The organism is Novosphingobium arvoryzae, from assembly GCF_014652615.1.
Classification (GTDB): domain Bacteria; phylum Pseudomonadota; class Alphaproteobacteria; order Sphingomonadales; family Sphingomonadaceae; genus Novosphingobium; species Novosphingobium arvoryzae.
Map to the genome: position 1 here is coordinate 262,132 of NZ_BMZD01000002.1, position 25,253 is coordinate 287,384.

Annotated in this window: 24 protein-coding genes; 6 read left to right on the top strand and 18 right to left on the bottom strand. The window is 67.0% G+C overall.

The window, feature by feature from the left end; translation table 11 throughout:
* Positions 1-19: 19 nt before the first annotated feature.
* Positions 20-2,446 (bottom strand): TonB-dependent receptor, encoded by a 2,427-nt coding sequence (locus IE113_RS04505; RefSeq protein ID WP_189539231.1) that lies wholly within the window; start codon positions 2,444-2,446, stop codon positions 20-22.
* Between the two features lie 132 nt (positions 2,447-2,578).
* Positions 2,579-2,761 carry a YezD family protein gene (locus tag IE113_RS04510; RefSeq protein ID WP_189539232.1) on the bottom strand — a complete coding sequence of 61 codons (183 nt, stop codon included), beginning with the start codon at positions 2,759-2,761 and terminating at the stop codon, positions 2,579-2,581.
* Between the two features lie 201 nt (positions 2,762-2,962).
* Between IE113_RS04510 and IE113_RS04515 the strand changes: the two genes are divergently transcribed.
* Together IE113_RS04515 and IE113_RS04520 are read left to right on the top strand one after the other, a co-directional pair.
* Complete coding sequence (locus IE113_RS04515) at positions 2,963-3,835, top strand: UDP-2,3-diacylglucosamine diphosphatase (RefSeq protein WP_189539233.1); 873 nt, start codon at positions 2,963-2,965, stop codon at positions 3,833-3,835.
* Positions 3,832-4,923 (top strand): glycosyltransferase family 4 protein, encoded by a 1,092-nt coding sequence (locus IE113_RS04520; protein WP_189539234.1) that lies wholly within the window; start codon positions 3,832-3,834, stop codon positions 4,921-4,923. The genes IE113_RS04515 and IE113_RS04520 overlap by 4 nt, the downstream gene beginning before the upstream one ends.
* Here the strand turns inward: IE113_RS04520 and IE113_RS04525 are convergent.
* The 4 genes from IE113_RS04525 to IE113_RS04540 all read right to left on the bottom strand — a co-directional run bounded on the left by IE113_RS04525 (position 4,865) and on the right by IE113_RS04540 (position 8,195).
* Positions 4,865-5,326, bottom strand: coding sequence for an RrF2 family transcriptional regulator (locus IE113_RS04525; protein WP_189539235.1), 462 nt, complete (start codon positions 5,324-5,326; stop codon positions 4,865-4,867). The two genes, IE113_RS04520 and IE113_RS04525, sit on opposite strands and share 59 nt — an antisense overlap.
* A 91-nt stretch (positions 5,327-5,417) precedes the next feature.
* The gene (locus IE113_RS04530) at positions 5,418-6,215 is read right to left on the bottom strand and encodes an outer membrane protein assembly factor BamD (protein ID WP_189539236.1); all 798 of its coding nucleotides are present in this window, start codon (positions 6,213-6,215) and stop codon (positions 5,418-5,420) included.
* A gap of 93 nt (positions 6,216-6,308) precedes the next feature.
* Positions 6,309-7,220, bottom strand: a complete 912-nt coding sequence (locus IE113_RS04535) for a CmcJ/NvfI family oxidoreductase (protein WP_189539237.1) — start codon at positions 7,218-7,220, stop codon at positions 6,309-6,311.
* 84 nt (positions 7,221-7,304) lie between these two features.
* Positions 7,305-8,195 (bottom strand): ABC transporter permease, encoded by an 891-nt coding sequence (locus IE113_RS04540; RefSeq protein WP_189539238.1) that lies wholly within the window; start codon positions 8,193-8,195, stop codon positions 7,305-7,307.
* A gap of 77 nt (positions 8,196-8,272) precedes the next feature.
* On the opposite strand from IE113_RS04540, the gene IE113_RS04545 reads away from it, so the two are divergent.
* Together IE113_RS04545 and IE113_RS04550 are read left to right on the top strand one after the other, a co-directional pair.
* Positions 8,273-8,983, top strand: a complete 711-nt coding sequence (locus tag IE113_RS04545; protein ID WP_189539239.1) for a GcrA family cell cycle regulator — start codon at positions 8,273-8,275, stop codon at positions 8,981-8,983.
* A 71-nt stretch (positions 8,984-9,054) separates the two neighbouring features.
* Entirely contained in the window at positions 9,055-10,206 is a 1,152-nt protein-coding gene (locus tag IE113_RS04550) for a GGDEF domain-containing protein (protein ID WP_189539240.1), read from the top strand.
* Between the two features lie 6 nt (positions 10,207-10,212).
* Here the strand turns inward: IE113_RS04550 and IE113_RS04555 are convergent, their stop codons facing one another.
* The 8 genes from IE113_RS04555 to IE113_RS04590 all read right to left on the bottom strand — a co-directional run bounded on the left by IE113_RS04555 (position 10,213) and on the right by IE113_RS04590 (position 19,014).
* Positions 10,213-11,067: an SDR family NAD(P)-dependent oxidoreductase gene (locus IE113_RS04555; RefSeq protein ID WP_189539241.1), complete on the bottom strand. Its 855-nt coding sequence runs from the start codon at positions 11,065-11,067 to the stop codon at positions 10,213-10,215.
* Between the two features lie 58 nt (positions 11,068-11,125).
* Positions 11,126-11,848, bottom strand: a complete 723-nt coding sequence (locus tag IE113_RS04560; protein WP_229822139.1) for a DUF3142 domain-containing protein — start codon at positions 11,846-11,848, stop codon at positions 11,126-11,128.
* A gap of 2 nt (positions 11,849-11,850) precedes the next feature.
* Positions 11,851-13,977 carry a PA5441 family protein gene (locus IE113_RS04565; protein WP_189539242.1) on the bottom strand — a complete coding sequence of 709 codons (2,127 nt, stop codon included), beginning with the start codon at positions 13,975-13,977 and terminating at the stop codon, positions 11,851-11,853.
* A gap of 126 nt (positions 13,978-14,103) precedes the next feature.
* The gene (gene pnp, locus IE113_RS04570) at positions 14,104-16,404 is read right to left on the bottom strand and encodes a polyribonucleotide nucleotidyltransferase (RefSeq protein WP_189539243.1); all 2,301 of its coding nucleotides are present in this window, start codon (positions 16,402-16,404) and stop codon (positions 14,104-14,106) included.
* 163 nt (positions 16,405-16,567) lie between these two features.
* The gene (gene rpsO / locus IE113_RS04575; protein WP_189539244.1) at positions 16,568-16,837 is read right to left on the bottom strand and encodes a 30S ribosomal protein S15; all 270 of its coding nucleotides are present in this window, start codon (positions 16,835-16,837) and stop codon (positions 16,568-16,570) included.
* Between the two features lie 5 nt (positions 16,838-16,842).
* Positions 16,843-17,757: a tRNA pseudouridine(55) synthase TruB gene (gene truB, locus IE113_RS04580; protein WP_189539245.1), complete on the bottom strand. Its 915-nt coding sequence runs from the start codon at positions 17,755-17,757 to the stop codon at positions 16,843-16,845.
* Complete coding sequence (locus IE113_RS04585) at positions 17,750-18,439, bottom strand: site-2 protease family protein (protein WP_189539246.1); 690 nt, start codon at positions 18,437-18,439, stop codon at positions 17,750-17,752. Before IE113_RS04585 ends, truB begins: the two co-directional genes overlap by 8 nt.
* Entirely contained in the window at positions 18,436-19,014 is a 579-nt protein-coding gene (locus IE113_RS04590) for a thymidine kinase (RefSeq protein WP_189539247.1), read from the bottom strand. The genes IE113_RS04585 and IE113_RS04590 overlap by 4 nt, the downstream gene beginning before the upstream one ends.
* A gap of 76 nt (positions 19,015-19,090) precedes the next feature.
* Here IE113_RS04590 and IE113_RS04595 point away from each other — a divergent pair, with 76 nt between their 5' ends.
* Both IE113_RS04595 and IE113_RS04600 read left to right on the top strand, forming a co-directional pair.
* Entirely contained in the window at positions 19,091-20,683 is a 1,593-nt protein-coding gene (locus IE113_RS04595) for an AbgT family transporter (RefSeq protein ID WP_189539248.1), read from the top strand.
* Positions 20,680-21,261 carry a YceI family protein gene (locus IE113_RS04600; protein ID WP_189539249.1) on the top strand — a complete coding sequence of 194 codons (582 nt, stop codon included), beginning with the start codon at positions 20,680-20,682 and terminating at the stop codon, positions 21,259-21,261. Before IE113_RS04595 ends, IE113_RS04600 begins: the two co-directional genes overlap by 4 nt.
* An 8-nt stretch (positions 21,262-21,269) precedes the next feature.
* Here IE113_RS04600 and rbfA read toward each other — a convergent pair whose 3' ends face one another.
* From rbfA to infB, 4 genes are read right to left on the bottom strand one after another with little or no spacing between them, the layout of a single operon-like run.
* Positions 21,270-21,677: a 30S ribosome-binding factor RbfA gene (gene rbfA / locus IE113_RS04605; RefSeq protein WP_189539250.1), complete on the bottom strand. Its 408-nt coding sequence runs from the start codon at positions 21,675-21,677 to the stop codon at positions 21,270-21,272.
* A 9-nt stretch (positions 21,678-21,686) separates the two neighbouring features.
* On the bottom strand, positions 21,687-22,244 hold the full coding sequence (locus IE113_RS04610; RefSeq protein ID WP_189539251.1) for a DUF1697 domain-containing protein: 558 nt from the start codon (positions 22,242-22,244) through the stop codon (positions 21,687-21,689).
* A gap of 21 nt (positions 22,245-22,265) precedes the next feature.
* Positions 22,266-22,670, bottom strand: coding sequence for a PaaI family thioesterase (locus IE113_RS04615; RefSeq protein ID WP_229822140.1), 405 nt, complete (start codon positions 22,668-22,670; stop codon positions 22,266-22,268).
* A complete protein-coding gene (infB, locus tag IE113_RS04620; RefSeq protein ID WP_189539252.1) occupies positions 22,667-25,246 on the bottom strand; it encodes a translation initiation factor IF-2 in 2,580 nt (859 codons plus the stop codon). Before infB ends, IE113_RS04615 begins: the two co-directional genes overlap by 4 nt.
* Positions 25,247-25,253: the final 7 nt, after the last annotated feature.

The window sequence follows — 25,253 nt, forward strand, 5'->3', positions numbered from 1 at the left end:
GCAGGGGGATACTCCAGATTCAGAACGTCGCCTTGATCGTTGCGCCAAAGGTGCGCGGATCGCCCGGCTGGCCGGTGATCAGCCCGGTGTTGCCGCCGGGCACATTGAGCGCCTCGAAGTAGTTCACGTCAAACGCGTTGCGGACCCAGCCATAGATGTCGAACCCGGCATCGGTGCGGAACCCCAGCCGGATATTGCTGAGCGCATAACCATTCACCCAGGTATAGGCCGAGGGCGAGGGATTGGACGAGAAGCTGGAGCGATAGTTGCCGTCAAACCCCAGATAGGCCTGCCCATCCTGACCCAGCAGCTTGACCGGCACGTTGTATTCCGCGCCGTAGCTGAAGGTCCATTCCGACACGCCCGGCAGGCGCTGGCCGGAAATGTTGCAGTTGGCCGGGCTGTTGGTGCCCGGCGCGCCCGGCGCCCCGATCACCGCGCCACTGCCCCCGCCCGACAGTTCCGGCGGGCACGGCGCGTCGACGAACTTGCGGTACTTCGCATCGTTGTAGGCGGCGTTGACGTAGACGTTGAACCGCTCGCTGGGGCGCAGCGAGAAATCGGCCTCCACCCCTTGCGAGCGAACCTGCTGCGCATTGGCGAGATAGCCACGCACCAGCCCCAGGCTGCCGTTGGTGACCTGCGCCTGATAGTCCTGGATGTCGGTGCGGAAGATCGAGAGGTTGAAGGTGGCCTTGCGGTCCCAGAACTGCGCCTTGATCCCGGCTTCATAGTGGTTCAGCGATTCCGGCAGGATCGTCTGCGCGGCCAGCGCGGGGACGCCGGTGGCATCGTTGGGCACGCCGTTCTGGTTGATCCCGAACGACTTGAACGTCTTGGCATAGGTCGCATAGGCCAGCACATCGCGCGCCAGCTCGTAGCTCAGCGTCAGGTCATAGCTGAAGTTCCAGTCGCGGCCTTCGGGGGCATAGGATTGCGGCGAGAAGATCGCCAGCTGCGCGGCCTTTACCGCCCCCGTCTGGCCCAGCAGCACGGGCACGCCCCGCCCGTCAAACACCTTGCGGTCGTAGAAGCCCTTCTTCTTGTCATAGTTGAGCCGCACGCCCGGCTGGATGGTGAAGGCATCGGTCACTTTCCAGCTGGCCTGCCCGAACAGCGCCGCGCTGGTGTTGATCAGGTACTGCGTGTTCAGCGCGGTCAGCCCGTTCAGGACCGAGGGATCGTTCGCCAGCGCATTGGTGGGGTTGATGTTCCAGCGGCTGGATGCCGGCCCGTGCTGTTCGGTCCCCTGCGTGTCGATCCGCTGGTGATAGATGAACGCGCCCAGCACGAAGTCCAGCCAATCACCGCTTTGCAAATAGCGCAGTTCCTGCGTGTACTGGTTCTGCTGCGACGGGTTCTGCGAGCGGGTGACGATCGGCAGCCCGGTGAAGTCGCGGTCATTCTCCGGCTTCCAGTCCCAGAACCGCCAGGCGGTGACGGAGGTGAACTCACCCGCGCCCACGTCCCACTTGATCCGCAGCGAAGCCCCGCCGATCTTGTTGCCCGCGTTGAGATCCGCGTCGATGTCGGTCAGCCGGTCGAACGGATTGGTGCTGACCACGGCATAGCCCTGCGCTGCGGCGAGCGCGGCATACTGGCGGCTGAGCGGACGCTGGGTCGATCCGGTGCGGACATAGACAGTGCCGCAGCATTCCGGGTTCTGCGCGCTGTAATCGCCCGCCAGCGTGATATCGAGGGTGTCGTTCGGCCGGAACAGCAGCTGCGCGCGCAGGCCCAGGTTGTCCTGTTCGTTGATCCAGTTACCGCTGGTGACGTTGAAGATCGTGCCCCGGCGACTGGTGGACGACAGCGCGATGCGCGCGGCCAGCGTGTCCGACAGCGGGCCGGAAACCGCCGCCTTGGCCTGCTTGAACCCCAGGTTGCCCACGGTCACTTCGGCGCGACCTTCGAAATCGAAGGTCGGCTGGCGGGTGGCGATGTTGATCGCACCGGCCGTGGTGTTCTTGCCATAGAGCGTGCCTTGCGGGCCGCGCAGCACTTCGATCTGGGCCACATCGAGGAAGTCGAAGGTCGAGGACGCCGCGCGCGAATAATAGACGTCGTCGACATAGATGCCGACGCCCTGCTCGATCCCGTCGTTGGTCAGGCCGAACGGCGCGCCCAGCCCGCGAATGTTGGCGGCGCTGTTGCGCGGGTTGGATGAATAGAACGTCAGCGACGGGGTCAGCTGGGTCAGGCGGCCGACATTGAAGCTGCCGGTGTTGTCGATGTGATCCCCGCCCACGACCGAGATCGCCAGCGGCACCTCCTGCGAGGTTTCCTGGCGGCGGCGCGCAGTGACGAGGATTTCGGCTTCGGGTTCGGTGGCGCCAGTGCCAGCGGCGGAAATCTGCTGGTCATCAGCAGACAGGTCGGCGGCCAGTGCGGGGGCCGCGACGAATGCGGCGGACGAGAACAGGGCGAAACGGACTAATGAATGCATTTCCAATTCCTTTGCAGGGTATTGGCCGCATCCGGTGGTCCGGTCTGCAACGATGGTCAGGTGAAAACGTGAAGAATCATAGGGTTTGGGCAGGCCCGGTCATGCGCGGCCGGACCTGCCCGCTGAAGCGGCTCAGCCGAAGCGCTGCCGCTCCGTAACATCGAGCTGCACGACGCGGCCTTCGTGGACGGTCAGTTGCACCACCCCGTACCGCACCTTGCCCAGCGCGCGCGACACGGCATCCAGCACGGGTTCGGTGATCCGGTTGGCGGGATGGGTGCGGGTCGCTTCGGGCGGTTGGACGGGGTGCGGCATCGGTCAGCTCCTTCGCCGCCCACACTAACTCTACCGATTAGATAGACAAGTGCAGTTTCGCTTGCACGCGGCGAAGCGCAACTTTTGCGCGCCAAAGCGCAAACCCGCCCGACTGTAACCGAACCGTCACCGCGCTGCCATGCAACCGCAACCTTGCCCGCGCAGAGCAGGGTTCCGAATTGGCCCGGATTGGAGAGCGCCATGGCAAGTCGGATACGCACCACGATCAGCAACCTGCCCGCCTGGCTGGACCTGCCCGAACCGCAGGCGTTCCGGCCCAAGCGGCGCTATCGCACGATCTGGATTTCGGACATTCACCTGGGCACGCGCGGCTGCAACGCGGTGATGCTGCTGGACTTCCTGCGCTCGGTCGAATGCGACGTGCTCTATCTGGTCGGCGACATTCTGGACGGGTGGCGGCTGCGCAAGGGCTGGTACTGGCCCGATGCCCACAACGAAGTGGTGCGCCGCATCCTGAAGATGGCGCACGGCGGCACCCGCGTGATCCTGATCGCCGGCAACCATGACGAGATGCTGCGCCCTTATGCCGGCATGAGCTTTGGCGGAGTGGAGGTCGCGCTCGATGCCGTCCACCTCACCGCCGATGGCCGCCGCCTGCTGGTGACGCACGGCGACAGCTTCGACAGCGTGGTGCTCTATGCCCGCTGGCTCGCGTTCCTGGGGGACAAGGCCTATTCGGTGCTGCTGCGGCTGAACGTGGTGCTGAACGCGGTGCGGCGGCGCTTGCATCTGCCATACTGGTCGCTGTCGGCCTATCTGAAGAAGCGCGTCAAGAACGCGGTCCAGTTCATCGGCGCCTACGAGGAAGCCGTGGCCCACGCCGCGCGCGATTGCCACGTCGACGGCGTGGTCTGCGGCCACATCCACAGCGCCGAGATCCGCCAGATCGGCGACATCACCTATTACAACGACGGCGACTGGGTCGAAAGCTGCACCGCGCTGGTCGAGGCTGCCGACGGCACGATCAGCCTGGTCGACTGGGCCGAGGAATGCCGCCTGCGCGCGGCCAAGGCCCCGGCCACCGCCCCATCCGAAGAGAAGGAATACGCATGAGGATCGCCATCTGCACCGATGCCTGGCACCCGCAAGTCAACGGCGTGGTCCGTTCGCTGGCGATGACCGTCCACCAGTTGACCCAGCGCGGCCACGCGGTGGAGCTGATCACGCCCGACCAGTTCCGCACCCTGCCCCTGCCCGGCTACAGCGAGATCCGGCTGGCGCTGGCCCCGCGCTTCGGCACGCGGCGATCCCTGTCGGCGTTCGCGCCGGACATCGTCCACATCGCCACCGAAGGGCCGATCGGCTGGAGTGCGCGGCGCTGGTGCCTGGCGAATGATGTGCCGTTCACCACGGCCTTCCACACCCGCTTTCCCGATTACGCCGCGCTGCGCACCGGGCTGGATGCGGAACGGTTCTGGCCGCTGATGCGCCGGTTCCACGCGGCCAGCCGCGCGGTGCTGGTGTCCACGCCGGCGCTGGCTGCGGAACTGGCCGCGCGCGGCCTGCCGCAGGCACGGCTGTGGAGCCGGGGGATCGACCGCGCGTTGTTCCGGCCCGGCCATGCCCCCCTGCCCGAACTCGCCGCGCTGCCGGGGCCGATCATGCTGTATGTCGGGCGCGTGGCGGCGGAAAAGAACCTGCCCGCGTTTCTCGACGCCCCGGTCACCGGCACCAAGGTGGTCGTCGGCGACGGGCCGGAGCTGGAACGGCTGCGCCAGCGTTACCCGGAAGTGCGCTTCCTGGGCGCGCTGAGCGGCGAGGACCTGGCCCGCGCCTATTGCTCGGCCGACGTGTTCGTGTTCCCCAGCCGCACCGATACCTTCGGGCTGGTGCTGATCGAGGCGCTGGCCTGCGGGCTGCCGGTCGCGGCATTCCCGGTGGCGGGTCCGCTCGACGTGATCGGCGCGGACGGGCGCGGCGCGGACGGGACGATGCCCGCCACGATCGGCGTGCTGCATGATAACCTGACCTTCGCGATCCAGCGCGCGCTGCGGCTCGATCCGCTGGCGGCGGCGGTCTATGGCGCGGGGTTCGGGTGGGACCGGGCGACCGACCAGTTCGAGGCCGCGCTGGCCGAGGCGGCTATTCGGCCGCTTCCGGTTCCTGCATCTGCAATTCGGGAAATGGCGGTTCCAGCTTGATCGGGTCGGCCAGGCTGACCCGGTCCAGCATGGCCGCCATTTCATCGCGCAACGTCAGCATCAGCCCGCGCAGCCGGCATTCCGCCTCTGGCAGGCAGTTCTGGCAGGTTTCGTGGGCGTTACGGCTGGCACACGGCACCAGCGCCAGGCTGCCGCGCGTCAGGCGGATGATGTCGCCATAGCGGATGTCGATAGGATCGAGCGCCAGCTCATAGCCGCCGTCCCGCCCCCGGTGCGAGATGACCAGCCCTTCGCGCACCATTTCCGCCAGGATCACGGTCAGGAACTTGCGCGGGATGTTCTGCGCTTCGGCAATCACGTCCAGCCGCACCGGTCCCTGCCGCCAGGTGTCGGCCAGATGCTGCAAGGCGCGGATCGTATAGCGGGTTTTCTGCGAAAGCATGGGCGCCGCCTATCAGCGCCCCCGCCGCCGGATTGTCAACCTGCAGGGTAGAAAGTTTTCGGCTGTGGCGCGTTTGCCGCAGTGGCCCGGATCAGGAAACCTTGGTGCCGGCGGCGTGCTTCTGCATCAGGTCGAACGCCTTCTGATACCATTCGCTGCCGGGATAGTTCGAACCCAGTACGGCGGCGGCCTTTTGCGCTTCTTCCGGGATGCCCATCGCCAGATTGGTTTCGACCAGCCGGAACAACGCCTCGGGCGTGTGGCTGGTGGTCTGGTACTGGTCGATCACGTTGCGGAACCGCAGCGATGCCGCCAGCCAGCGTCCGGCGCGTTCGTAGAACCGGCCGATTTCCATTTCCTTGCCGGCCAGGTGGTCATTCACCAGGTCGATCTTCAGGCGGGCATCGGCGGCATAGCGCGTGCCGGGATAGCGGCGCACCACTTCGTTGAGCGCGTTCAGCGCCAGCAGCGTGTTCTTCTGGTCCCGCGAAACGTCGCTGATCTGCTCGTAATAGCACAGCGCGATCAGGTAATAGGCATAGGGCGCATCGCGGTTGCCGGGGTGGATTTCCAGAAAGCGCTGCGCGGCCTGCACGGACTTGTTGTAATCCTTGGCCACGTAATACGAGAACGAGCTCATCAGCTGCGCCCGGCGCGCCCACGGCGAATAGGGGTGCTGACGCTCCACCTCGTCGAACAGGGCGGCGGCGACGCGGGTGTCGCCCCGGTCCAGCCGATCCTTCGCCGCGCGGTAGAGCGTATCGACGTCACGCGCGACGAACGCGGTATCCTTGGGCTTGCCGCCCCGTCCGCCGCAACCGGCGGTAAGCGAAATGGCCACCGTGGCGGCGGCAAGAACGGCGAGCTTCAGCGGAGAACGAGCATGCATGGGGATGGCCTATAACCACCCCCAGCCTGAACGCCAAGTGAAGTTGCAGCGGCTATGCCCGATCCCGTTTGCCGACCGGCTTCGGGCCAAGGCCTATTCCCAATACGCGATGCAGCGCACCTCGATCGACGAGCGGGTCTGCGCATCCGGCAGGCTGGTATCGTGGAACGCGGTGTGGGGGCAGCGCCAGGTGACCGAATGGTCGCTGTCATAGAACTTGAACAACAGCACGTCGTCCGCCGCCATGTTCGAAAAATACCACCAGCGGTGGGCCGCGCGGTGGCGAAAGATCGATGCGGCGATCCGCTGGTCCTCGTCCGCGACCGGCGCGGTCAGCGCGTCGCCTTCGGGGAAGCGGTCGACCACGAACAGGGTGTTGTTCGCCGTCTCGTCGCCCACCACGGAGCGTCCATCCATCACCGCCAGCGGCCAGTCCTGCGGCCCCGGCGAGAACGTGCGCCAGAACGAGAAGCAGCAGTGGCGGCGATAGCCGGGGCCATCCGGCCGGCGCTCGGCATAGACGCGCGCGCCCGCGCGCTCTCCGGTCAGCGGGTTGTAATCGATGTGCGCCTCGCCCGCCGGGGGCTGGATGCCGCCGACGTGCTGGTAATTCTCCACCTGCTCCTGCGCGCGGGCGGAAAGGTCGGCGCTGGTGCGGATCATCCAGCCTTGCGCGGCGACGAAGCTGGCACCCGTCAGCGCCGCAACCGCGCGTTCGACATCGGCGTTGTAGAGCGCGTTGACCGCATCGGTATCGCCGAAGTCCTCCAGCGGCGGCGCCCACTTGCCGAGCATGAAGCCGTGGGTGTCCAGCGTGAAGTGATCGCGGATCGGCATCCCGTCGCGCACCGGCATGGGATGGTCGAAATAGTCCCCGGTATTCATTTCCGCACCCCGGCTGACATAGCGCCGGGTGACGTAATCCCCGTCCCCCAGATAGCGGATCAGCGCGGGCGCGATGCGGGCATCGTCCTCGATGGGGTCGTAAACCGTGGCGGTTGCCATGAGCCTCTCCAGTGCGGCATTGCCATTATGGCTTTGTATGCTTCACTGACAACCTTACCGATTGTTAGAGTACTGGCAAGCCCATCAGCTTTTCAGTTTCCAGCCGCTGCGCAGCAACCGGTACAGCACCAGCGCCAGCACCACGTTCAGCACGCCCAGCCCGATGGCGCCGTTCAGCACCGCCATGTTGGTATCGCCGATGTCGCTTTGCCCCAGGAAGCCGAACCGGAATCCGGAAATGACATAGAAGAAGGGATTGAGGCGACTGATCGTCTGGAACATCGGCGCCAGGTTGTCGATCACGTAGAACGTGCCCGACAGCAGCGACAGCGGCGCGATCACGAAGTTGGTGACCGCGGCGTTATGATCGAACTTTTCCGCCCACAGCGACGTCATCAGGCCCACCAGCGCCAGCATGATCGACCCCATCAGGCCGAACCAGGCCACCGCCCAGGGATGCGCCATGGTCAGGTGCACGTCGGGCCACAGCAGCATCGCGGCATAGAGCGCCAGCCCCACCAGCAGCGCGCGGGTCACGGCGGCGGCCGTCATCGCCAGCATCAGCTCCCCTTCGGACAGGGGCGGCATCAGGTAATCGATGATCGTGCCCTGGATCTTGCCGGCCAGGAAACTGAAGCTGGCATTGGCAAAGGCATTCTGCATCATTCCCATCACGATCAGCCCCGGCGCGACGAAGGTGGCGAAGTTCACGCCCAGCACCATCCGCCCTTCCCGCCCAAGCGCCACGGTGAAGATCACCAGGAACAGCAGGGTGGTGACGGCGGGCGCCCAGATCGTCTGGGTCTGCACCTTGAAAAATCGGCGCACTTCCTTCATATAGAGCGTCCAGAGCCCCAACCGGTTGATCCGGTGGATCACGGGCACTCCCTGCGCCGGAAAGTTGCGTTGCCCCACACCCGTTTCGGGCAGGTGGGCGGACGAAGCTGCGGAGGCAGGAACAGGTTGATCGGCCATGCCGCTGCGACTATCGCCTTGCCGACAGACTGGCAAGCGCGGGGCGTGGTTTGGCCCGCTAAGGAAGTGGACAGGTAATGAGCTGGACCGACGAACGGATCGAAAAGCTGACCAAGATGTGGGAAGGCGGCTCCACCGCCAGCCAGATCGCGGAAGAGCTGGGCGGCGTCAGCCGCAACGCCGTGATCGGCAAGGCGCACCGCCTGGGGCTGAAGGCCCGCCCCTCCCCCGTGAAGGCCAACGACAAGACCGCTGACCGGGCCGAAGCCGCGCCCGCTCCGGCCAAGGCGGCCAAGCCCGCGCCGGAACCGGCCGCTCCGCGCGCCGCACCGGCCGCCCCGGCACCGCGCGCGGCCGCTCCGACTGCACCCACGCCTGCCGCCCCGGCACCGCGCGCCGCGGCACCGGCCGCCGCCGTACCGGCGGGCGATGCCCCCGCCGCCGCGCCGCAGCCGCGCATCGTTTCGGTTGGCCCCGGCGGGTTCCTGCGCCAGGGCCCCGGCGATCAGCAGGCCCCGATCCCGCCCGCGCCGCCGCGCCGCCTGGTTCCGGCCAAGCCCAGCCCGGAAATCGCCGACAAGACCAGCCTGCTGGACCTGAACGACCGCATCTGCCGCTGGCCGATGGGCCACCCCGGCGAAGCGGACTTCCATTTCTGCGGCGAAAAGGTGAACCCCGGTTTCCCCTATTGCGTGGAACACTGCGGCCGGGCGTTCCAGGCCCAGCTGCCGCGCGGCCATCGCCGCCCGCCGCCGCCGCTGCCGTTTGGCGGGCCGCGCGTCCGCTAAATCCGGTCCATTCGCGCGCCGTGGTCGGTCGTCGGGCTTAAAAACCCCGGCAGGCTGCCGTTAACCATGGCATGACCGCGCATGATCGTTCCCTGCACCGCCCGAAAGGCGGACTTCTCGGCTGGCTGAGACTGGGCCAGCGTGCCGCTGCCGCATCGGCCACGGACGAGCCGCCTTCGCCTGCCGCTGGCCGCGACCGGCGCGAGGCGCTGCGCCAGCGCACGCTCGAGGAAATCGCCTCGTTCCTGACCTATCACCAGCTGGAAGTGACGGTCCAGACGCTGACCATCGCGCACAACTATCTGTCCGGGGCGGACCCGCAGCTGGCCCGCCTGATCGACCGGCAGGTGCAGGCGCGCAAGCCCGTGACGATCGACTGGATCGAGGACGTCCTGTCGCGCAGCGAGCGCAGCGACGAACTGGCCATGCTGACCCAGCTGATGCAGCGGCTGGAAGCCAGCATCGAGGAATTCGGCAAGACCAGCCAGGACGCCCAGCGGGCCACCAGCGACTACAATTCCGCATTGGCCGAACACGTGACCGAGCTGGAACAGGTTACCGCCGCCGGGGCCGTCATTTCCGAGCTGGCGACCATCGCCAAGGTCATGCTGAAGCGCACCCGCGACATCGAGCGCCAGATGGTCCGCAGCGAAGCGCAGACCCGCGCGCTCAAGCGCCGCCTGGCCGAAACCCGCCGCAGCGCGGAGGAAGACCACCTGACCGGCCTGCCCAACCGCCGCGCCTTCGAGGTGCGCTATGAAGAGGAATACCGCCAGGCCTTTGCGGCGGCGGAACCGCTGTGCGTGGCGTTCTGCGATATCGACAACTTCAAGCGGATCAACGATCACCACGGCCACGACGCCGGCGACCGGGTGCTGAAACTGGTGGCGGAAAGCCTCAGCCGCATTTCAAACGACAGCTGCCACGTTGCCCGTCACGGCGGCGAGGAGTTCGTCGTCCTGCTGCGCGATGTGACGCCGGGGGACGCGTTCGAGCGGCTCGACAAGCTGCGCGCCAGCCTGGCCGAACGACGCCTCGTCAACCGCGCCACGGACGTGCCGTTCGGGCAGATCACGTTCTCGGCCGGGATCGCCGATGTGTTCGCCTTCCCGGATCGCCGCGCCGCGCTGAAGGCTGCTGACGCGGCGCTGTACCGGGCCAAGCAGGGCGGCCGGAACCGGATCGAGATGGCTGAGCCCGGCGATCTGGCCCCGGCGGAGTAGCCCCGGTCAGATCCCCCGGACGGCGGCGTTCTCCACATCGGGGGTGGCGTCCAGCACGGCGGCCGCGCGGGCGCGCTGCCAGTCCTTGAAGATGCCGTGGGTGACGATGTAGGTCGCGTTGGCGACGATCCCGTCGGCCACCATGTTGCCCACCACGTCCGGCTCCATCCAGTCCGCGCCGACCTGGCGCCGGGCTAGCTGCGCCTCGCTCTCCACGAAGCCGCTGCCGCTGCGCAAGTGTTCGGGGCGGTTCTGGCTGGCCTGGTGGATGTTGGACTTGATCGGCCCCGGCAGCAGGATCGACACGCCGATGCCGTGCTCGGCAAGTTCGGGCTTCACCGCCTCGCAATAGTGGCACACGGCCGCCTTGCTCGCGGCGTAGATCGCCAGGTGGGGCGGCATCACCACTTCGGCGGCCAGGCTGGCGGTCGAGACGATGTGCCCGCCCCGGCCATGCGCGATCATCTGCGGCAGGAACGTGACGAACCCGTTGATGACCCCGCCGACATTGACGCCAAAGCCGAAGTCATAGTCCGCGTAGGTCGCTTTCAGCACCGGCCCTTCCAGCCCGACGCCCGCGTTGTTGACCAGGATGTCGATCCCGCCAAACTCCGCCTGCATCCGCGCGGCGGCGTCGGCATAGGCCTCGCGGCTGGTAACATCCAGCTGCAGCGCCGTCACCGCGTTCGACCGCGCTCCCCCCGCAAAGCTGGCCAGCGCGGTGTCGATATGGTCCGCCCGCAAGTCCGCGATCACCACCCGCGCGCCGCGTTCGGCCAGCACTCTGGCGATCCCCAGGCCGATCCCGCTGGCCCCGCCAGTGATGAAGGCCGTGCGGCCGGTGAAATCGGTGATGTGCATCCAGTTCCTCGCCCCTTGGTTATTTGTATGCATTGCTAACAAATGGGAGGAAGTCTGGCTAGTGCTCCGGATTGACGAGGAACACCACGTAGCCGCGAAAGCCCGGATCGCTGCGCAGCGCCGCCGGTTCCTGCCATTCGCCGCCCTGCACCAGCGCCACCTTGTGCGGGATCGGCACCCGCGCCAGCCGGCTCAGATAATCGGCATAACCGGGGATCGTGCTGCGCCCCTGATAGGATTGCACCACCACTTCATCGACAATCCCCGCCAGCCGGGCGAGCGCGGCGGGATCGCCATGCGCGCTCCAGTCCATCAGCCCGGTGACGGATAGCTGGTAACGCTGCGGCAGGCGCTGGCGCAGGCGGGCGAGGAAATCGGCATAGCCATCCAGCCCCCGCGTCGCGGCGTCGAAATCCACTTGTAGGCCCGCCACGCCATTGCCCGCGCGTTCCCAGCGCGCCAGATCGGTCAGCACCGCGCGGTGGACGCCCTCGCCCCAGTCCAGCCGCGCCGCGCGGACCACCAGCCAGACCCGCTTGTCCGCCAGCCGCGGCACGCCTGCGCGCATCGGCACGTAAGTGTCGGGGTCCTCCGCCTTCACCTCGCCGCCGAGGATATAGAGCTCGGTCGCGCGGCTCAGTTCCGGAGGGGGCTTCACCTCGGCCCACAGAAAGAACGACGTGTAATCCGCCGGATCGACGCGTTGGTCGCTGCCGCCGGACCGTTCCCAGCACCCGGCCAGCAGCGCCAGCGCCGCCAGCAGGGCAATGCTCCGGCGCACGCTTACCAATAGAACCGCAGCTTCCTGGCCCAGGGGCTGGCCGGATATTCGCGCTTCAGCTGGTTGAACCACGCCTTGCGCTGGTCGACCTCGACATCCTTGCCGCCGCAGCCGTTATAGCCAGACGGGGCATAGCAATAGACCATCCGGTAGAGCGCATAGGCGCGGTCGTTCGCGGGGGCGGCGCGGTTGGCGATGATCCCGGCGTAGATCGATTCGCGCGTCAGCGGCTGGCCCGCGAAATCGCGCGCGTGGCCGCCCAGCTCGTCCTTGTCCGGGCTGTCGTCCAGCTCGTTCCAGCCATCGAACCCGTTGAGCCGCAGGAAATCGCCCAGGCACAGCCGCGCGGCGGTGTCCTGCGGGTTTTGCGCCAACTTCTGCGCGGTGACGGTGATCGACTGGCACGGATAGCCGTCCGACCACCGCCCCGTGGCGAACAGGCCCACGGGAATCGTCTCCTGCTCGGTAAAGTTCCACAGCGCGGCATCCGTGTTGGCCCCCGCCGGAACCAGCGCGCGGTTGCCGATGAACCCGGCATAATCGCCGCGCGTCAGCTGCTTGTAGAGCAGCGTGAACAGCGCCGCGTCACGCTCTGCCTGCGGACGGGCACCGTCCTGCGCCACGCCGCGCAGCACGGCCGGACCGGCGGAATGGGTCAGCAGGATCTTGCGGATCGTGGTGTCCTGCACCGGCGAATCCTTGGCAAAGACCTGTGCGACCTGGCCGCGGCGCTCCATGTGCAGGGCCAGCCCCAGTTCGACCGTCGGGCGCTGCCACAGCGCCTTCGCGCCGCCCAGCAGCTCGCGCCAGAAGCCGCCCTCGTTGCGGTCGCCCAGCGCCGCCAGCGCCATCCCGCGCAGCACCTGGCGGCTGAACGCGACCGGGGAATACTCGCTGCGCCGTGCATCGTCCGGGATCAGCGCCAGCACCTTGCGATAGTCCTTCTGGACATAGAACGCGTGGCTGGCCTGAACGAAGCCATACAGCTCCGGCTCGCCGGCAAAGGCGGGGGCCTGCGCGGCGAGGGCAGCCTCGGTCAGCGCGGGCTTGCCGACCTGCGCCTCACCTTCGTCATCATAAGTATGGGTCTCGCGCATCTGGACCAGATCGAGCGCGGCCAGCAGCAGCGGACCGCTCGCGGCGGCAGGGCGGTCTCCCGCGAACAGCAGCTTGTTGTCGATTTCCTCGACCAGCCGGGCGGCCTGCTCGCTTCCGGCAGGGACCGCGCCCAGCAGCCGCGCATATTCCGCCGCCAGCGCGCCGGTATCGCCCGCCAGCCACAGCGCGCGGCGCTGCAGGCCAATGGCCGAGGCGGCATAGCGCCCGTTCGGCCAGGCCTTCAGATAGGCGGCCAGATCGGCATGGGCCTGCTTGACCGCCGCCTGGTCGATTGTCTTCAGCCCCTCATACCAGCCATATTCGTCAAACGCCTTGGCCTGCGCGGCGTTGAGCGCGACGCGGGCGAGCATGTAGACGCCGGTTTCGCGCAGCCACGGATCAGGCGCCTGCGCCAGCGTGGCATAGCCTTGGCGCGCCGCGTCCCAACGCTCATCATAGAACGCTTCGGACGCCTGAAGATAGGTCAGGAACGCTTTCGCCACCGGGCTGGTCAGGCCGGCGGGCCACACGGTCTTGTCGGCCTCGTCGCTGCCCCGGCAGGTCTGCTCCAGCCGCTGGCGGGCCTCGGTCAGCCCGGCACGCTCGCTGGCGGAGAGCGCCGCGTTGGCGTTCAGCGCCGCCAGGAACGCGGGCGTCCCGGTGTTCAGGCTGACGCAGCGCGATCCGGCGAAGTCCGGGCCATAGTCATCCTCGGCGCGGGGCGGCCGGGGGAACAGCCCCTCGTTCAGCAACTGCCAGTCAACGAAATTGCGGCCATAGCCCGAAGATTGATACTCCAGCGCCGGATAGCTGGCCGGATTGACGCCCAGCCCGGCCTTGCCGCGCAGCAGGAACAGCAGGTTGACGCGGCTGTCATTGCCGGGAGAGAGGATTGCGTTGCTGGCGCAGTCCAGATCGGTCGAACCCAGCTTCCAGCTGGGCGAACAGCTGCTGTCCGCACAGGCCCAGGCCACACCCGACGCCGCCAGCAGGCCCGCCCCGACGGCCGACCACATGACATTCCGCTTCATTCAAATCACTCCGGAACCAGACGCGCGCGAACTGGCGACAGATTCCAGAGCGAGGGGGGAATGTGCAAGCGAAAAGGGGGCCGCAGCGCGACCCCCTTCCCGTTTTTCAACCGTTTAGCGTGGTTCTCAGTCGTCAGACTTGAGGAACGCCGGAATGTGATCCGGATTGCCGCCTTCTTCACGGTCACGGCGCGGAGCACGATCGCCGTCACGGCGCGGACCACGGTCCCCGCCGCGACCGCCACGGTCGCCATCACGGCGCGGACGACGGTCGCCGCGGTCGCCACGATCACCGCGCGGTTCGCGCGGTTCTCGGGCCGGACGGGTGTCTTCCAGCTCTGCACCGGTTTCCTGATCGACGACGCGCATCGACAGGCGAACCTTGCCGCGCGGATCGATTTCGAGGACCTTGACCTTCACGGCCTGGCCTTCGGACACGACATCGGTCGGCTTTTCGACGCGCTCGTTCTTCATTTCGGAGACGTGGACCAGACCGTCCTTGCCGCCCATGAAGTTCACGAAAGCACCGAAGTCGACGATGGTGACGACCTTGCCGTCATAGATCTTGCCGACTTCCGGTTCCTCGACGATGCCCAGGATCCAGTTCTTCGCGGCTTCGATCTGCGACAGGTCGGACGAGCTGATCTTGATCAGGCCTTCGTCGTCGATGTCGACCTTCGCACCGGTGGTGGCGACGATCTCGCGGATCACCTTGCCGCCGGTGCCGATCACGTCGCGGATCTTCGACTTGTCGATCTGCAGCGTTTCGATGCGCGGAGCATGGGCCGACAGCTCGGTGCGGGCCGAACCCAGCGCCTTGGTCATTTCGCCCAGGATGTGCGCGCGGCCTTCCTTGGCCTGGTTGAGCGCGGCGGCGAAGATTTCCTTCGTGATGCCGGCCACCTTAATGTCCATCTGCATCGTGGTGATGCCTTCGGACGTACCGGCCACCTTGAAGTCCATGTCGCCCAGGTGATCTTCGTCACCCAGGATGTCGGACAGCACGGTGAATTCGTCACCTTCCAGGATCAGGCCCATGGCGATGCCCGACACCGGACGCGTCAGCGGCACGCCCGCATCCATCATCGACAGCGCGCCGCCGCAGACGGTGGCCATCGACGACGAACCGTTGGACTCGGTGATGTCCGAGACAACGCGGATCGTGTAGGGGAACTCTTCCTTGCTGGGCAGCACCGCCTGCAGCGCGCGCCAGGCCAGCTTGCCGTGACCGGTGTCGCGACGGCTGGGAGCGCCAAAACGGCCAACTTCACCAACCGAATAGGGCGGGAAGTTATAGTGCAGCATGAAGTTCGAATACGACAGGCCTTCCAGCCCGTCGATCATCTGTTCCGCATCCTTGGTGCCCAGCGTGGTGGTGCAGATCGCCTGCGTTTCACCGCGGGTGAACAGCGCCGAACCGTGGGTGCGCGGCAGGAAGCCGACCATCGATTCAATCGGACGGATCTGGGTGGTCGAACGCCCGTCGATGCGGGTGCCGTCCTTCAGGATCGCGCCGCGCACGATGTCCGCCTCGACCTTCTTGACGGTCTTGATGGCGACCATCTGGGTCTGCGCATCCTGATCGGCAAAGGCGGCCTTGGCCTTGTCGCGCGCCGCGTTGAGCGCGTTCGAACGGGCCGACTTGTCGGTCAGCTTGTAAGCGGCGGCGATGTCGTCGCCGATCAGCTTCTTCAGCTGGTCCTTGATCGCGGTGTTGTCCGAAACGGCCACGTCCCACGGATCCTTCGCGGCCTTTTCAGCCAGCGAGATGATCAGGTCGACGACCTTCTTGCACTCGTCATGCGCGAACATGACGGCGCCCAGCATCACGTCTTCCGACAGTTCGCGGGCCTGCGATTCGACCATCATCACGGCATTGCCGGTGGCAGCCACGACCAGGTCGAGCGCGCCGGCGGCGGCCGCGTCCTGACGCGGGTTCAGCGTGTAGGCACCGTCTTCGTAACCGACGCGCACCGCGCCGATCGGGCCCATGAACGGCACGCCCGAAATGGTCAGCGCGGCCGAAGCGGCGATCATCGCCAGCACGTCGGGCTCGACTTCACCGTCATAGCTCAGAACCTGGGCGATGACGTTGATTTCGTTGTAGAAACCTTCGGGGAACAGCGGGCGGACCGGACGGTCGATCAGGCGGGAAACCAGCGTTTCCTTTTCCGTCGCGCCGCGTTCACGCTTGAAGAAGCCGCCCGGAATGCGCCCGGCGGCGAAGAACTTTTCCTGATAGTGCACGGTGAGCGGGAAGAAGTCCTGCCCTTCCTTCACCGACTTGGCGGCCGTGACAGCGCACAGCACGACAGTTTCGCCATACGTGGCGAGGACCGCGCCGTCAGCCTGACGGGCAATGCGGCCGGTTTCCAGCGTGAGGGTCTTTCCGCCCCACTCCATGGATACGGTTTTGACGTCGAACATTTCGTTTCCTTCAGCCCGCAGGCCCTATTGCGTGCGGGTTTTGCTGCCGGGGTAAAAATCCGTCCCGGTCCGGATATGGGGCGCTTTCGGCCCCCAAAGGCCTGCCGCCGGATTGCGGCCGGGCCTTAAAGCAAAAGCGGCCCCGTAGGGCCGCTCCGCTTGGTTACTTGCGCAGACCGAGCTTTGCGATCAGTGCGTTGTAACGGTCAACGTCCTTGCGCTTGAGGTAATCCAGCAGCGAGCGCCGCTTGTTCACCATCATCAGCAGGCCGCGACGCGAATGGTTGTCCTTGTGGTGAGCCTTGAAGTGCTCGGTCAGCGTCTGGATGCGGCTGGTCAGGATGGCAACCTGAACTTCCGGCGAACCCGTGTCACCCGCGGCGCGGGCGTTGCTGGCGATGACTTCCTGCTTCTTGTCTGCCGAGATCGACATATTCTTTACTCCGCGACATCCGGAAGATTGAAACCCCTGACGACCCGGACGTTTCCGCCGGAAAGCTCGACCAGAGCAACCGGAGTATCCTCCAGCCGCGCCCAGTAGAGCCCATCGCCTTGGGGCAACCCGGTCAGAACCCGGCCCTGTCGGACCGCCCTTGCCTGTTCCGGGTCGAGGTTGAGAGCCGGGATGTCGACCAGCCCTGCCTCCAGCGGCAAGAGTACGTTCTCAAGGGGTGCGCCCTTACCGACTTCGTTGAGATTGTCCAGCGAAATCGCCCGGTCCAGCCCGAACGGCCCGGCCCGCAGCCGCCGCAGCATGGTGACATGGCCCACCGTGCCAAGCGCGCGCGCAATGTCCCGCGCAAGGCTGCGGATGTAGGTGCCCTTGGAGACATGGGCGACCAGCGTGGCATGGCCGGCCTCCGCCCCCTCCAGCCGCAGCGCATGGATCGTGACGCTGCGGCTTTTCAACGCTACCGCCTCGCCCTTGCGCGCCAGGTCATAGGCGCGCTGGCCGTCGATCATCAGCGCGGAATAGGCGGGCGGCACCTGCTCGATCGGCCCGGTAAAGCGCGGCAGCACCGCCTCCAGCTCCGCACGGGTTGGCCTGACCGCACTTTCCGCAATCACCTTGCCTTCCAGGTCCAGCGTGTCTGTCTCGGTCCCGAAGGCAATCGTGAAGGCGTATTCCTTGCTGGCATCCAGCATCCGCCCGCACAGCTTGGTCGCCTCGCCCAGCGCGATCGGCAGCACCCCGGTCGCCAGCGGGTCGAGCGTGCCGCCGTGGCCGACCTTGACCTTGCCCAGCCCCGCCGAACGCAAATTGCGCTTCACCGCGCCGACGGCCTGGGTCGAGCCCAGCTCCAGCGGCTTGTCGAGGATGATCCAGCCGTTGACGCGCGCCGGATCAGGCACCCGCCACCACCTTCACCACCGCCAGATACTGGTCCATCGCCCAGTTCACCGGCGGCAGCAGGAAGCGGCGCACCACGTCCAGTTCCGGGGCGATGGTGGGCAGTACCACCAGCAAGGCGATCATCAGGAAAAAGGCATAGGGCCGCGTCGCCGCATAGGCCGCCGCCGCCCGGCGCGGGAGCAGCCCTTCGACCACGTGCGAACCGTCAAACGGCGGGATCGGCAGCAGGTTGAACAGCGCCAGGAACACGTTGATCGCCAGGAAATTGACCAGGTTGAGCATCAGGAACGCCGTCACCCCGGTCGGCTCCGCATCGCGGTAGGGCGCGACCAGCAGGCCCAGCGCGACCGCGCCCGCCAGCGCCATCAGCAGGTTCATCCCCGGCCCCGCCACCGCCACCAGCATCATGCCGACGCGCGGATTGCGCAGCCGCTGCGGCACCACCGGCACCGGCTTGGCCCAGCCGAACACCGGCAGGCCCGCCAGCTTGAGCATCCCCGGCACGATGATCGTGCCCATCGGGTCGACATGGCGCAGCGGGTTGAGGCTGAGCCTGTTCAGTTCCGCCGCGGTCGGATCGCCCAGCGCCCGCGCGGTCCACCCATGCGCGACTTCGTGGAACACGATTGCCAGCACCAGCGGGATAATCAGCGCGGCGGCCTGGTAAATGGTATCCGTCATCGTCCCAGCGCCTCGGTAAAATGCTTGCGGCACAGCGCCACGTAGCGATCATTCCCGCCAATCTCGGTCTGCGCGCCCTGCTTCACCGCCGCGCCGCTGGCATCGACCCGCAGGTTCATCGTCGACTTGCGGCCGCAGTGGCAGACGGCTTTCAGCTCGACCAGCGAATCCGCGATGCCCAGCAGGACCTTGGCGCCGGGGAACAATTCACCCTGGAAATCGGTCCGCAGGCCATAGCACAGCACCGGAATGCCCGCCTCGTCCGCCACCCGCGCCAGTTGCCAGACCTGTCCCTCGGTCAGGAACTGCGCCTCGTCCACCAGCACGCAGGCCAGCGGCTCCACCCGGTGCGCAGCCGTAATCCGGCCCCACAGGTCGGTTCCGCCATCAAAGCGGTGGGCATCGGCGTGCAGCCCGATCCGGCTTTCGATCGCCCGGTCCCCGCCGCGATTGTCGATGTCGGCAGTCCACAGCATCGTGTGCATGCCCCGCTCACGGTAATTGAAATCCGCCTGCAGCAAGGTGGTCGATTTGCCGGCGTTCATGCTGGCGTAATAGAAGTAAAGCTTAGCCATGGTGGACAAGCATCTACCTGTGATGGCAGTCAAAGAACAACTCGCGAAACAGCGGGACATGGGGAAAGATCAGACGATGAGCGAATTGGCCGCACAGCAGAACAGCGCAACCGGGCAAACCGGCGTGCTGGCGTGGATCGAACGGACGGGCAACCGGCTGCCCGATCCGGTGTTCCTGTTCCTGGGGCTGATCGCCGGGTTGGTGGTCCTGTCGATGATCGCGGCGGCGGCGGGCTGGTCCGCCCTGCACCCGACCGAGATCGACGAGGCGACCGGGCAGGCCAAGGTCATCGCCGCCACCAGCCTGCTGTCCGCCGACAACATCCGCACGCTGTGGGTCGACATGCCCAAGACCTTCACCCACTTTCACCCGCTGGGATACGTGCTGGTGGTGATGCTGGGCGCGGGCGTGGCGGAGCGGTCCGGGCTGTTCGGCACCGCGATGCGTGCCGGGGTGAGCGGCGCGCCGACAGTCCTGCTGACGCCGATCGTCGCCTTCGTGGCGATGATGGGCAATCTGGCGGCGGATGCGGCCTATGTCGTGCTGATCCCGCTGGCGGGCATCATCTTTCACGCCGCGGGCCGCCACCCCATCGCGGGGATCGCGGCGGCCTTCGCCGGGGTTTCGGGCGGATTTTCGGCCAACCTGCTGCCGGGGCAGCTGGATGCGCTGCTGTTCGGGATCACCGAGGCGGCAGTCGAAACCGTGTTTGCCGACTTTACCGCCAACATCGCCGGCAACTGGTACTTCATTGCCGCGATGCTGGTGATCTTCCTGCCGGTCATCTGGTATGTCACCGACCGGGTGATCGAGCCGCGCCTGGGCCCGTGGGACCCGGCCCGCGCCGGATCGGCGGGCGCGAACGAGCAGGTTTCGGATGAACTCACCGGCGCCGAGCGCAAGGGCCTGCGCCGCGCCGGGCTGGCGACGCTGTTCGTGGTCGGCCTGTGGCTGCTGTTCACCTTCGGCCCCGGCACGCCGCTAATCGACGAGGAGGCCAGCGCCGAAGCCCGCCTGACCCCGCTCTACCAGAGCCTGGTGGGCGGCTTCTTCCTGCTGTTCCTGCTGGCGGGCTGGGCCTACGGCAAGGCCGCCGGCACGGTCAGCGACCATCGCGGCCTCGTAAAGATGATGAGCGAATCGATGGCCGACATGGCCTATTACCTGGTCCTCGCGTTCACCGCCGCGCACTTCGTGGCGATGTTCGCGTGGTCGAACCTGGGGCTGATCCTGGCCGTGCAGGGCGCCGACCTGCTCAAGGCATCGGGGCTGCCCGCCTGGGCGCTGCTGATGCTGATCGTGGTGTTCACCGCGCTGCTCAACCTGTTCGTCGGCTCGGCCAGCGCCAAGTGGGCGCTGCTCGCCCCGGTGCTGGTGCCGATGCTGATGCTGCTGGGGATCACCCCGGAAATGACCACCGCCGCCTATCGCGTGGGCGACGGGGCGACCAACATCATCACCCCGCTGATGGTCTATTTCCCGCTGATCCTGATCTTCTGCCAGCGCTGGCAAAAGGATTTCGGCCTTGGCAGCCTGGCCGCGACGATGCTGCCGTTCTCGATCGGGCTGCTGCTGTCGGGCATGGTGCTGGTTGGCGCGTGGGTCATGCTGGACCTGCCGCTTGGCCCCGGCGCCAGCGTGTTTGCCCCGGTGCCCGCCGCACCATGAGCCTGCCCCGCCCGCTGCGCGCCGGACTGCTGGCTGCCGCGCTGATCCTGCTAACCGGCGCGGCAACGCCGACCTATCGCTACCAGATCGATGCGCCGCGCAGTTCGGTTGACGCCAAGGTCGCGTTCCTGGGCCTGGCCAGCAAGTCCGCCCGCTTTCCCCGGATGAGCGGCGGCATCCACCTGACCCCGGACCGGCTCGACGCGATCGACCTTGACGTCACGCTGGATGCCCGCGCCCTGACCGCCGGGGACAAGGTCACGCTGGAGCGGCTGCGCGGCAAGGACTTCTTCGATGTGGAGCGCTATCCCACGATCCGCTTCGCCGGCACGCGCATGACCATGACCGGGCAGACCACCGCGCGGGTCGAAGGGGAGATCACCGCGCGCGGCGTAACGCGCCCCGCCACGCTGGCCGTCACGTTCGCCCAGCCGCCCGTCAGCGCCACCGGCAAGGAACCGATCCAGCTGAGCGCGCAGACCACTATCAATCGCCACGATTTCGGCATGACGGCCTATAGCGTGGTGGTGGGCCGGAAAGTGACGATCACCATCAACGCGCGGATGGTGCCGGGCTAAACGGGCGCTTATTCGGCGTCCGCCTCGCCTGCCACGTCGCGGCGGACTTGCGGGCTGGCCAGCAGCGCCTCGATCCGGCTGGCCTCGTCAAAGCTCTCGTCCGGCAGGAACTTGATCTTCGCGGCGTATTTCAGGCGCAGCTTGCCGGCGACTTCCTTCTGGAAATAGGCCGTGTTGGTGCGCAGCGCCTTGAGCACGACGTCCTCGTCGCTGCCCAGCAGCGGTTTCACGAACACGGTGGCGTGGCGCAAATCGGGCGACATGCGCACTTCGGTCACGCTGATCGCGTGCGCGGTAAGCACTTCGTCGTGGACCATCTGGCGGGTCAGCAGTTCGCTGATCACGTGGCGTACCTGTTCGCCCACCTTGAGCAGGCGGACCGAGCGGGTTTCGGGGGTTGCATTGGGCTTGGCCATGGCCGCTCTCTACTCTCTATCCTGCCCGCTTGCATCAAGCTTGGCGACGATCCGGGCCAGCGAGCGCACATTGCGCGCGGTGCCCCGGCATTGCATCCGCCGCTCGATGAACGGCAGCGTGAGGCGGCTGGTCCCCGCCCCGCCCGCATAATCGATATAGAGCGCGCGCGGTCCCATCGCCAACCGTTCCGGCCCGCGCCCGGCGTGATCCGCCACCAGCACCGCGAACTGGTCCGGATCGGGATCGCGGTCGAGGAACAGGGTGTGGACGAGGTTCGGCTCGCCATCGGCGGCAAAGGGGTTGTCGGCAATCGCCGCGGCCAGTTCGTCACGGCTGCGCACGGCGGCCAGGCTGCGCATGCCAAAGCGCTGGCGCATCATCAGCTCCAGCTTTTCCTCAAGGCCGCGCGTCGGGCGGTCTTCGTGATCGAACAGCACGTTACCGCTGGCGACCACGGTTTCGACGTTGCTCAACCCTTCCGCCTCGAACGCGGCGCGCAGCTCCGCCATCGTCAGGCGGTTGCCGCCGACGTTGATGCTGCCGAACAGGGCGACATAGCGGGCCATGTCAGCGCCGTGCCCGCATGGTCATGCGGACGGCTTGGGCGTGGGAATCGCGGTGGAGGTTGCACGCGCCAGCGGCTTGCCGTCGAGGCTGAACAGTTCCGCCTCCAGGAAGATCACGCGCCGTCCGCGCCGCACCACCCGGCCCTTGCCCAGCAGCGGGCCGGGCGGGATCAGGCTGAGCAGCGTCATGCTGATTTCCAGGTTGAGCGGGGCTTCCTCGCCTTTCGTGGCGTGGACATGGGCCCAGCCCATCGCCTCGTCCAGAAACCCGGCAACCAGCCCGCCCTGCACCCCGCCGCGCGGCGTGATGAAGCTGTCGGGCGCGTGGAAGCGCATCGTGATCGTCTCGGTGACCGGGTCGAAGTCCACGAACTCCGCCCCGATCAGCGCGACATGCGCTCCCTGATAGGTGTCGATGCCACTCACAGGGTGCGTTCGCGTTCCTCGACCTCAAACACTTCGAGCATGTCGCCCGGCTTGATGTCGTTGGTATCCTGCAACACGACGCCGCATTCCAGACCGGCACGGACTTCGGCCACGTCGTCCTTGAAGCGCCGCAGCGAAGCGATGACCGTCTTCGAAACGATAACGTCGTTGCGGGTAAGGCGCGCGAAGATGCCCTTCTTGATATAGCCTTCCAGCACCAGCAGACCGGCTGCCTTGTCCTTCTTGCCCGCGGGGAACACTTCCTTGACCTCGGCGCGGCCGACGACGTGTTCGATGATTTCCGGGCCCCACTGGCCGGCCATTTCCTTGGCGACGTCCTCGGTCAGGTGATAGATCACGTCGAAGTACTTCAGCCGCACCTTCTGGCGTTCGATCAGCTCGCGCGCCTTGGCGTTCGGGCGGACGTTGAAGCCGATGATCGGCGCGCCCGATGCCTGCGCCAGGCTCACGTCGCTTTCGGTGATCGCGCCAACGCCAGACTGCAGGATGCGGACCTTGATCTCGTCGTTCGACAGGCGGTTCAGCGCGTTGACGATGGCTTCGGTCGAACCCTGCACGTCGGCCTTCACGACCACCGGGTATTCGATGACCGTCTGCTTGGCCGACAGCGCGGAGAACATGTTTTCCAGGCTGGTCGGCGCGGTGGTGGTGCGCTTGGCGGTCGCGCGTTCCTGGCGGAAAGCGGCGACTTCGCGGGCGCGGGCCTCGCTCTCGACCACGGTCAGCGTATCGCCGGCCATCGGCACGCCGCCGATCCCCAGCACTTCGACCGGAAGCGAGGGCGGCGCGGCCTTGATCTGGCGACCCTTGTCATCCAGCATCGCGCGGACGCGGCCGGAATGGGTGCCGACAACCAGGATGTCGCCCACCTTCAGCGTGCCGCGCGTGATCAGCACGGTCGCCAGCGGACCCTTGCCCTTGTCGAGCTTCGCCTCGATCACGGTCGCTTCGGCGGCGCGGTCGGGGTTGGCCTTCAGCTCCATCAGTTCGGCCTGGAGCAGGATCTTCTCGATCAGCTCGTCCAGACCGGCGCCGGTCTTGGCCGAAACCTCGACGTCCTGCACATCGCCCGACATCTGCTCGACGATCACTTCGTGCTCCAGCAGGCGCTCGCGGATCTTCTGCGGGTTCGCCTCGTGCTTGTCCGACTTGGTGATCGCCACGATCATCGGCACGCCGGCGGCCTTGGTGTGATTGATCGCCTCGATCGTCTGCGGCATGATCCCGTCATCGGCGGCAACCACCAGAATGACTATGTCGGTGACGTTCGCCCCGCGCATGCGCATTTCGGTGAACGCTTCGTGGCCCGGCGTATCGAGGAAGGTGATCAGGTCACCGCCCTTGGTCTTGATCTGGTACGCGCCGATGTGCTGCGTGATCCCGCCCGCTTCGCCGCGCACCACGTCGGTGCCGCGCAGCGCGTCGAGCAGGCTGGTCTTGCCGTGGTCGACATGGCCCATGATCGTCACGACCGGCGGACGCGGCTTGAGGGTGTCTTCCGCGTCAACGTCGGCAGCGGTGTCGATATCGACGTCCGCTTCGGACACGCGCTGGATGTTGTGGCCGAATTCGGTGACGAGCAGTTCGGCGGTATCCTGGTCGATCGTCTGGTTGACGGTGACCATCATGCCCATCTTGAACAGCGCCTTGACCAGGTCCGCGCCCTTTTCGGCCATGCGGTTTGCCAGTTCCTGCACGGTGATCGCTTCGGGCACGACCACGTCGCGGACCTGCTTTTCACGCTGCTGCTGCTGGCCGCCAAAGTGCGCGCGGCGCTCCTTCTCGCGGGCGCGCTTCAGCGCCGCGAGGCTGCGGGCGCGGGCGCCCTCGTCCTCGTTCAGCGCCTTGGTCACGGTCAGCTTGCCGGCCTGGCGGCGGTTGTCGCCAGCCTTGTCGCGCGGGTTGTTCGCGGGCTTCTTGACCACCGGCTCGGGGCGCTTGACCGGCGCAACCGGGGTGAAGCGGCGCGGCGCGGGGGCGGCTGCGGCAGCCGGCTTGGCCTCTGCCTCGGCAGCGGCGGGCGCGGCGGCAGTTTCCGCGGCCGGAGCAGCCGCTTCGGCGGCCGGCGCGGGCGCGGCGGCTACCGGAGCTTCCGGTTCCGGCGCACGCGCAGGCGCGGCGGCGGCGGCAGCCGCGGCAGCTTCGGCCTGGCGCTTTTCCTCGGCGCGGCGGCGCTCTTCTTCCTGAGCGCGCTGGCGGGCTTCCATCTCGCGGCGGGTCTGCTCTTCCAGCAGGGCCAGACGGGCTTCCTCGGCCTCGCGCTGCAGGCGGGCGACGCGCTCCTGCGGGGTCTCGTCCGACGCGACCGGGCGCGGCGCGGGCTTGGGCGCGGCGGCGACGGGGGCTGGCGGCGGCGGCGGAGCCGGTTCGGGCGCGGCCGGAGCGGCCAGCGGGGCTTCACCCGGCTTGCCGATCAGCTTGCGGCGCTTCACCTCGACCACCACCTTGTTGGTGCGGCCGTGGCTGAAGGTCTGCTTGACCTCGCCCGCTTCGACCGAGCGCTTCAGCCCAAGCGGCTTGCGGCCCAGAGTCGGTTTATCGTTGCTGTCGGTCATGCTCAAA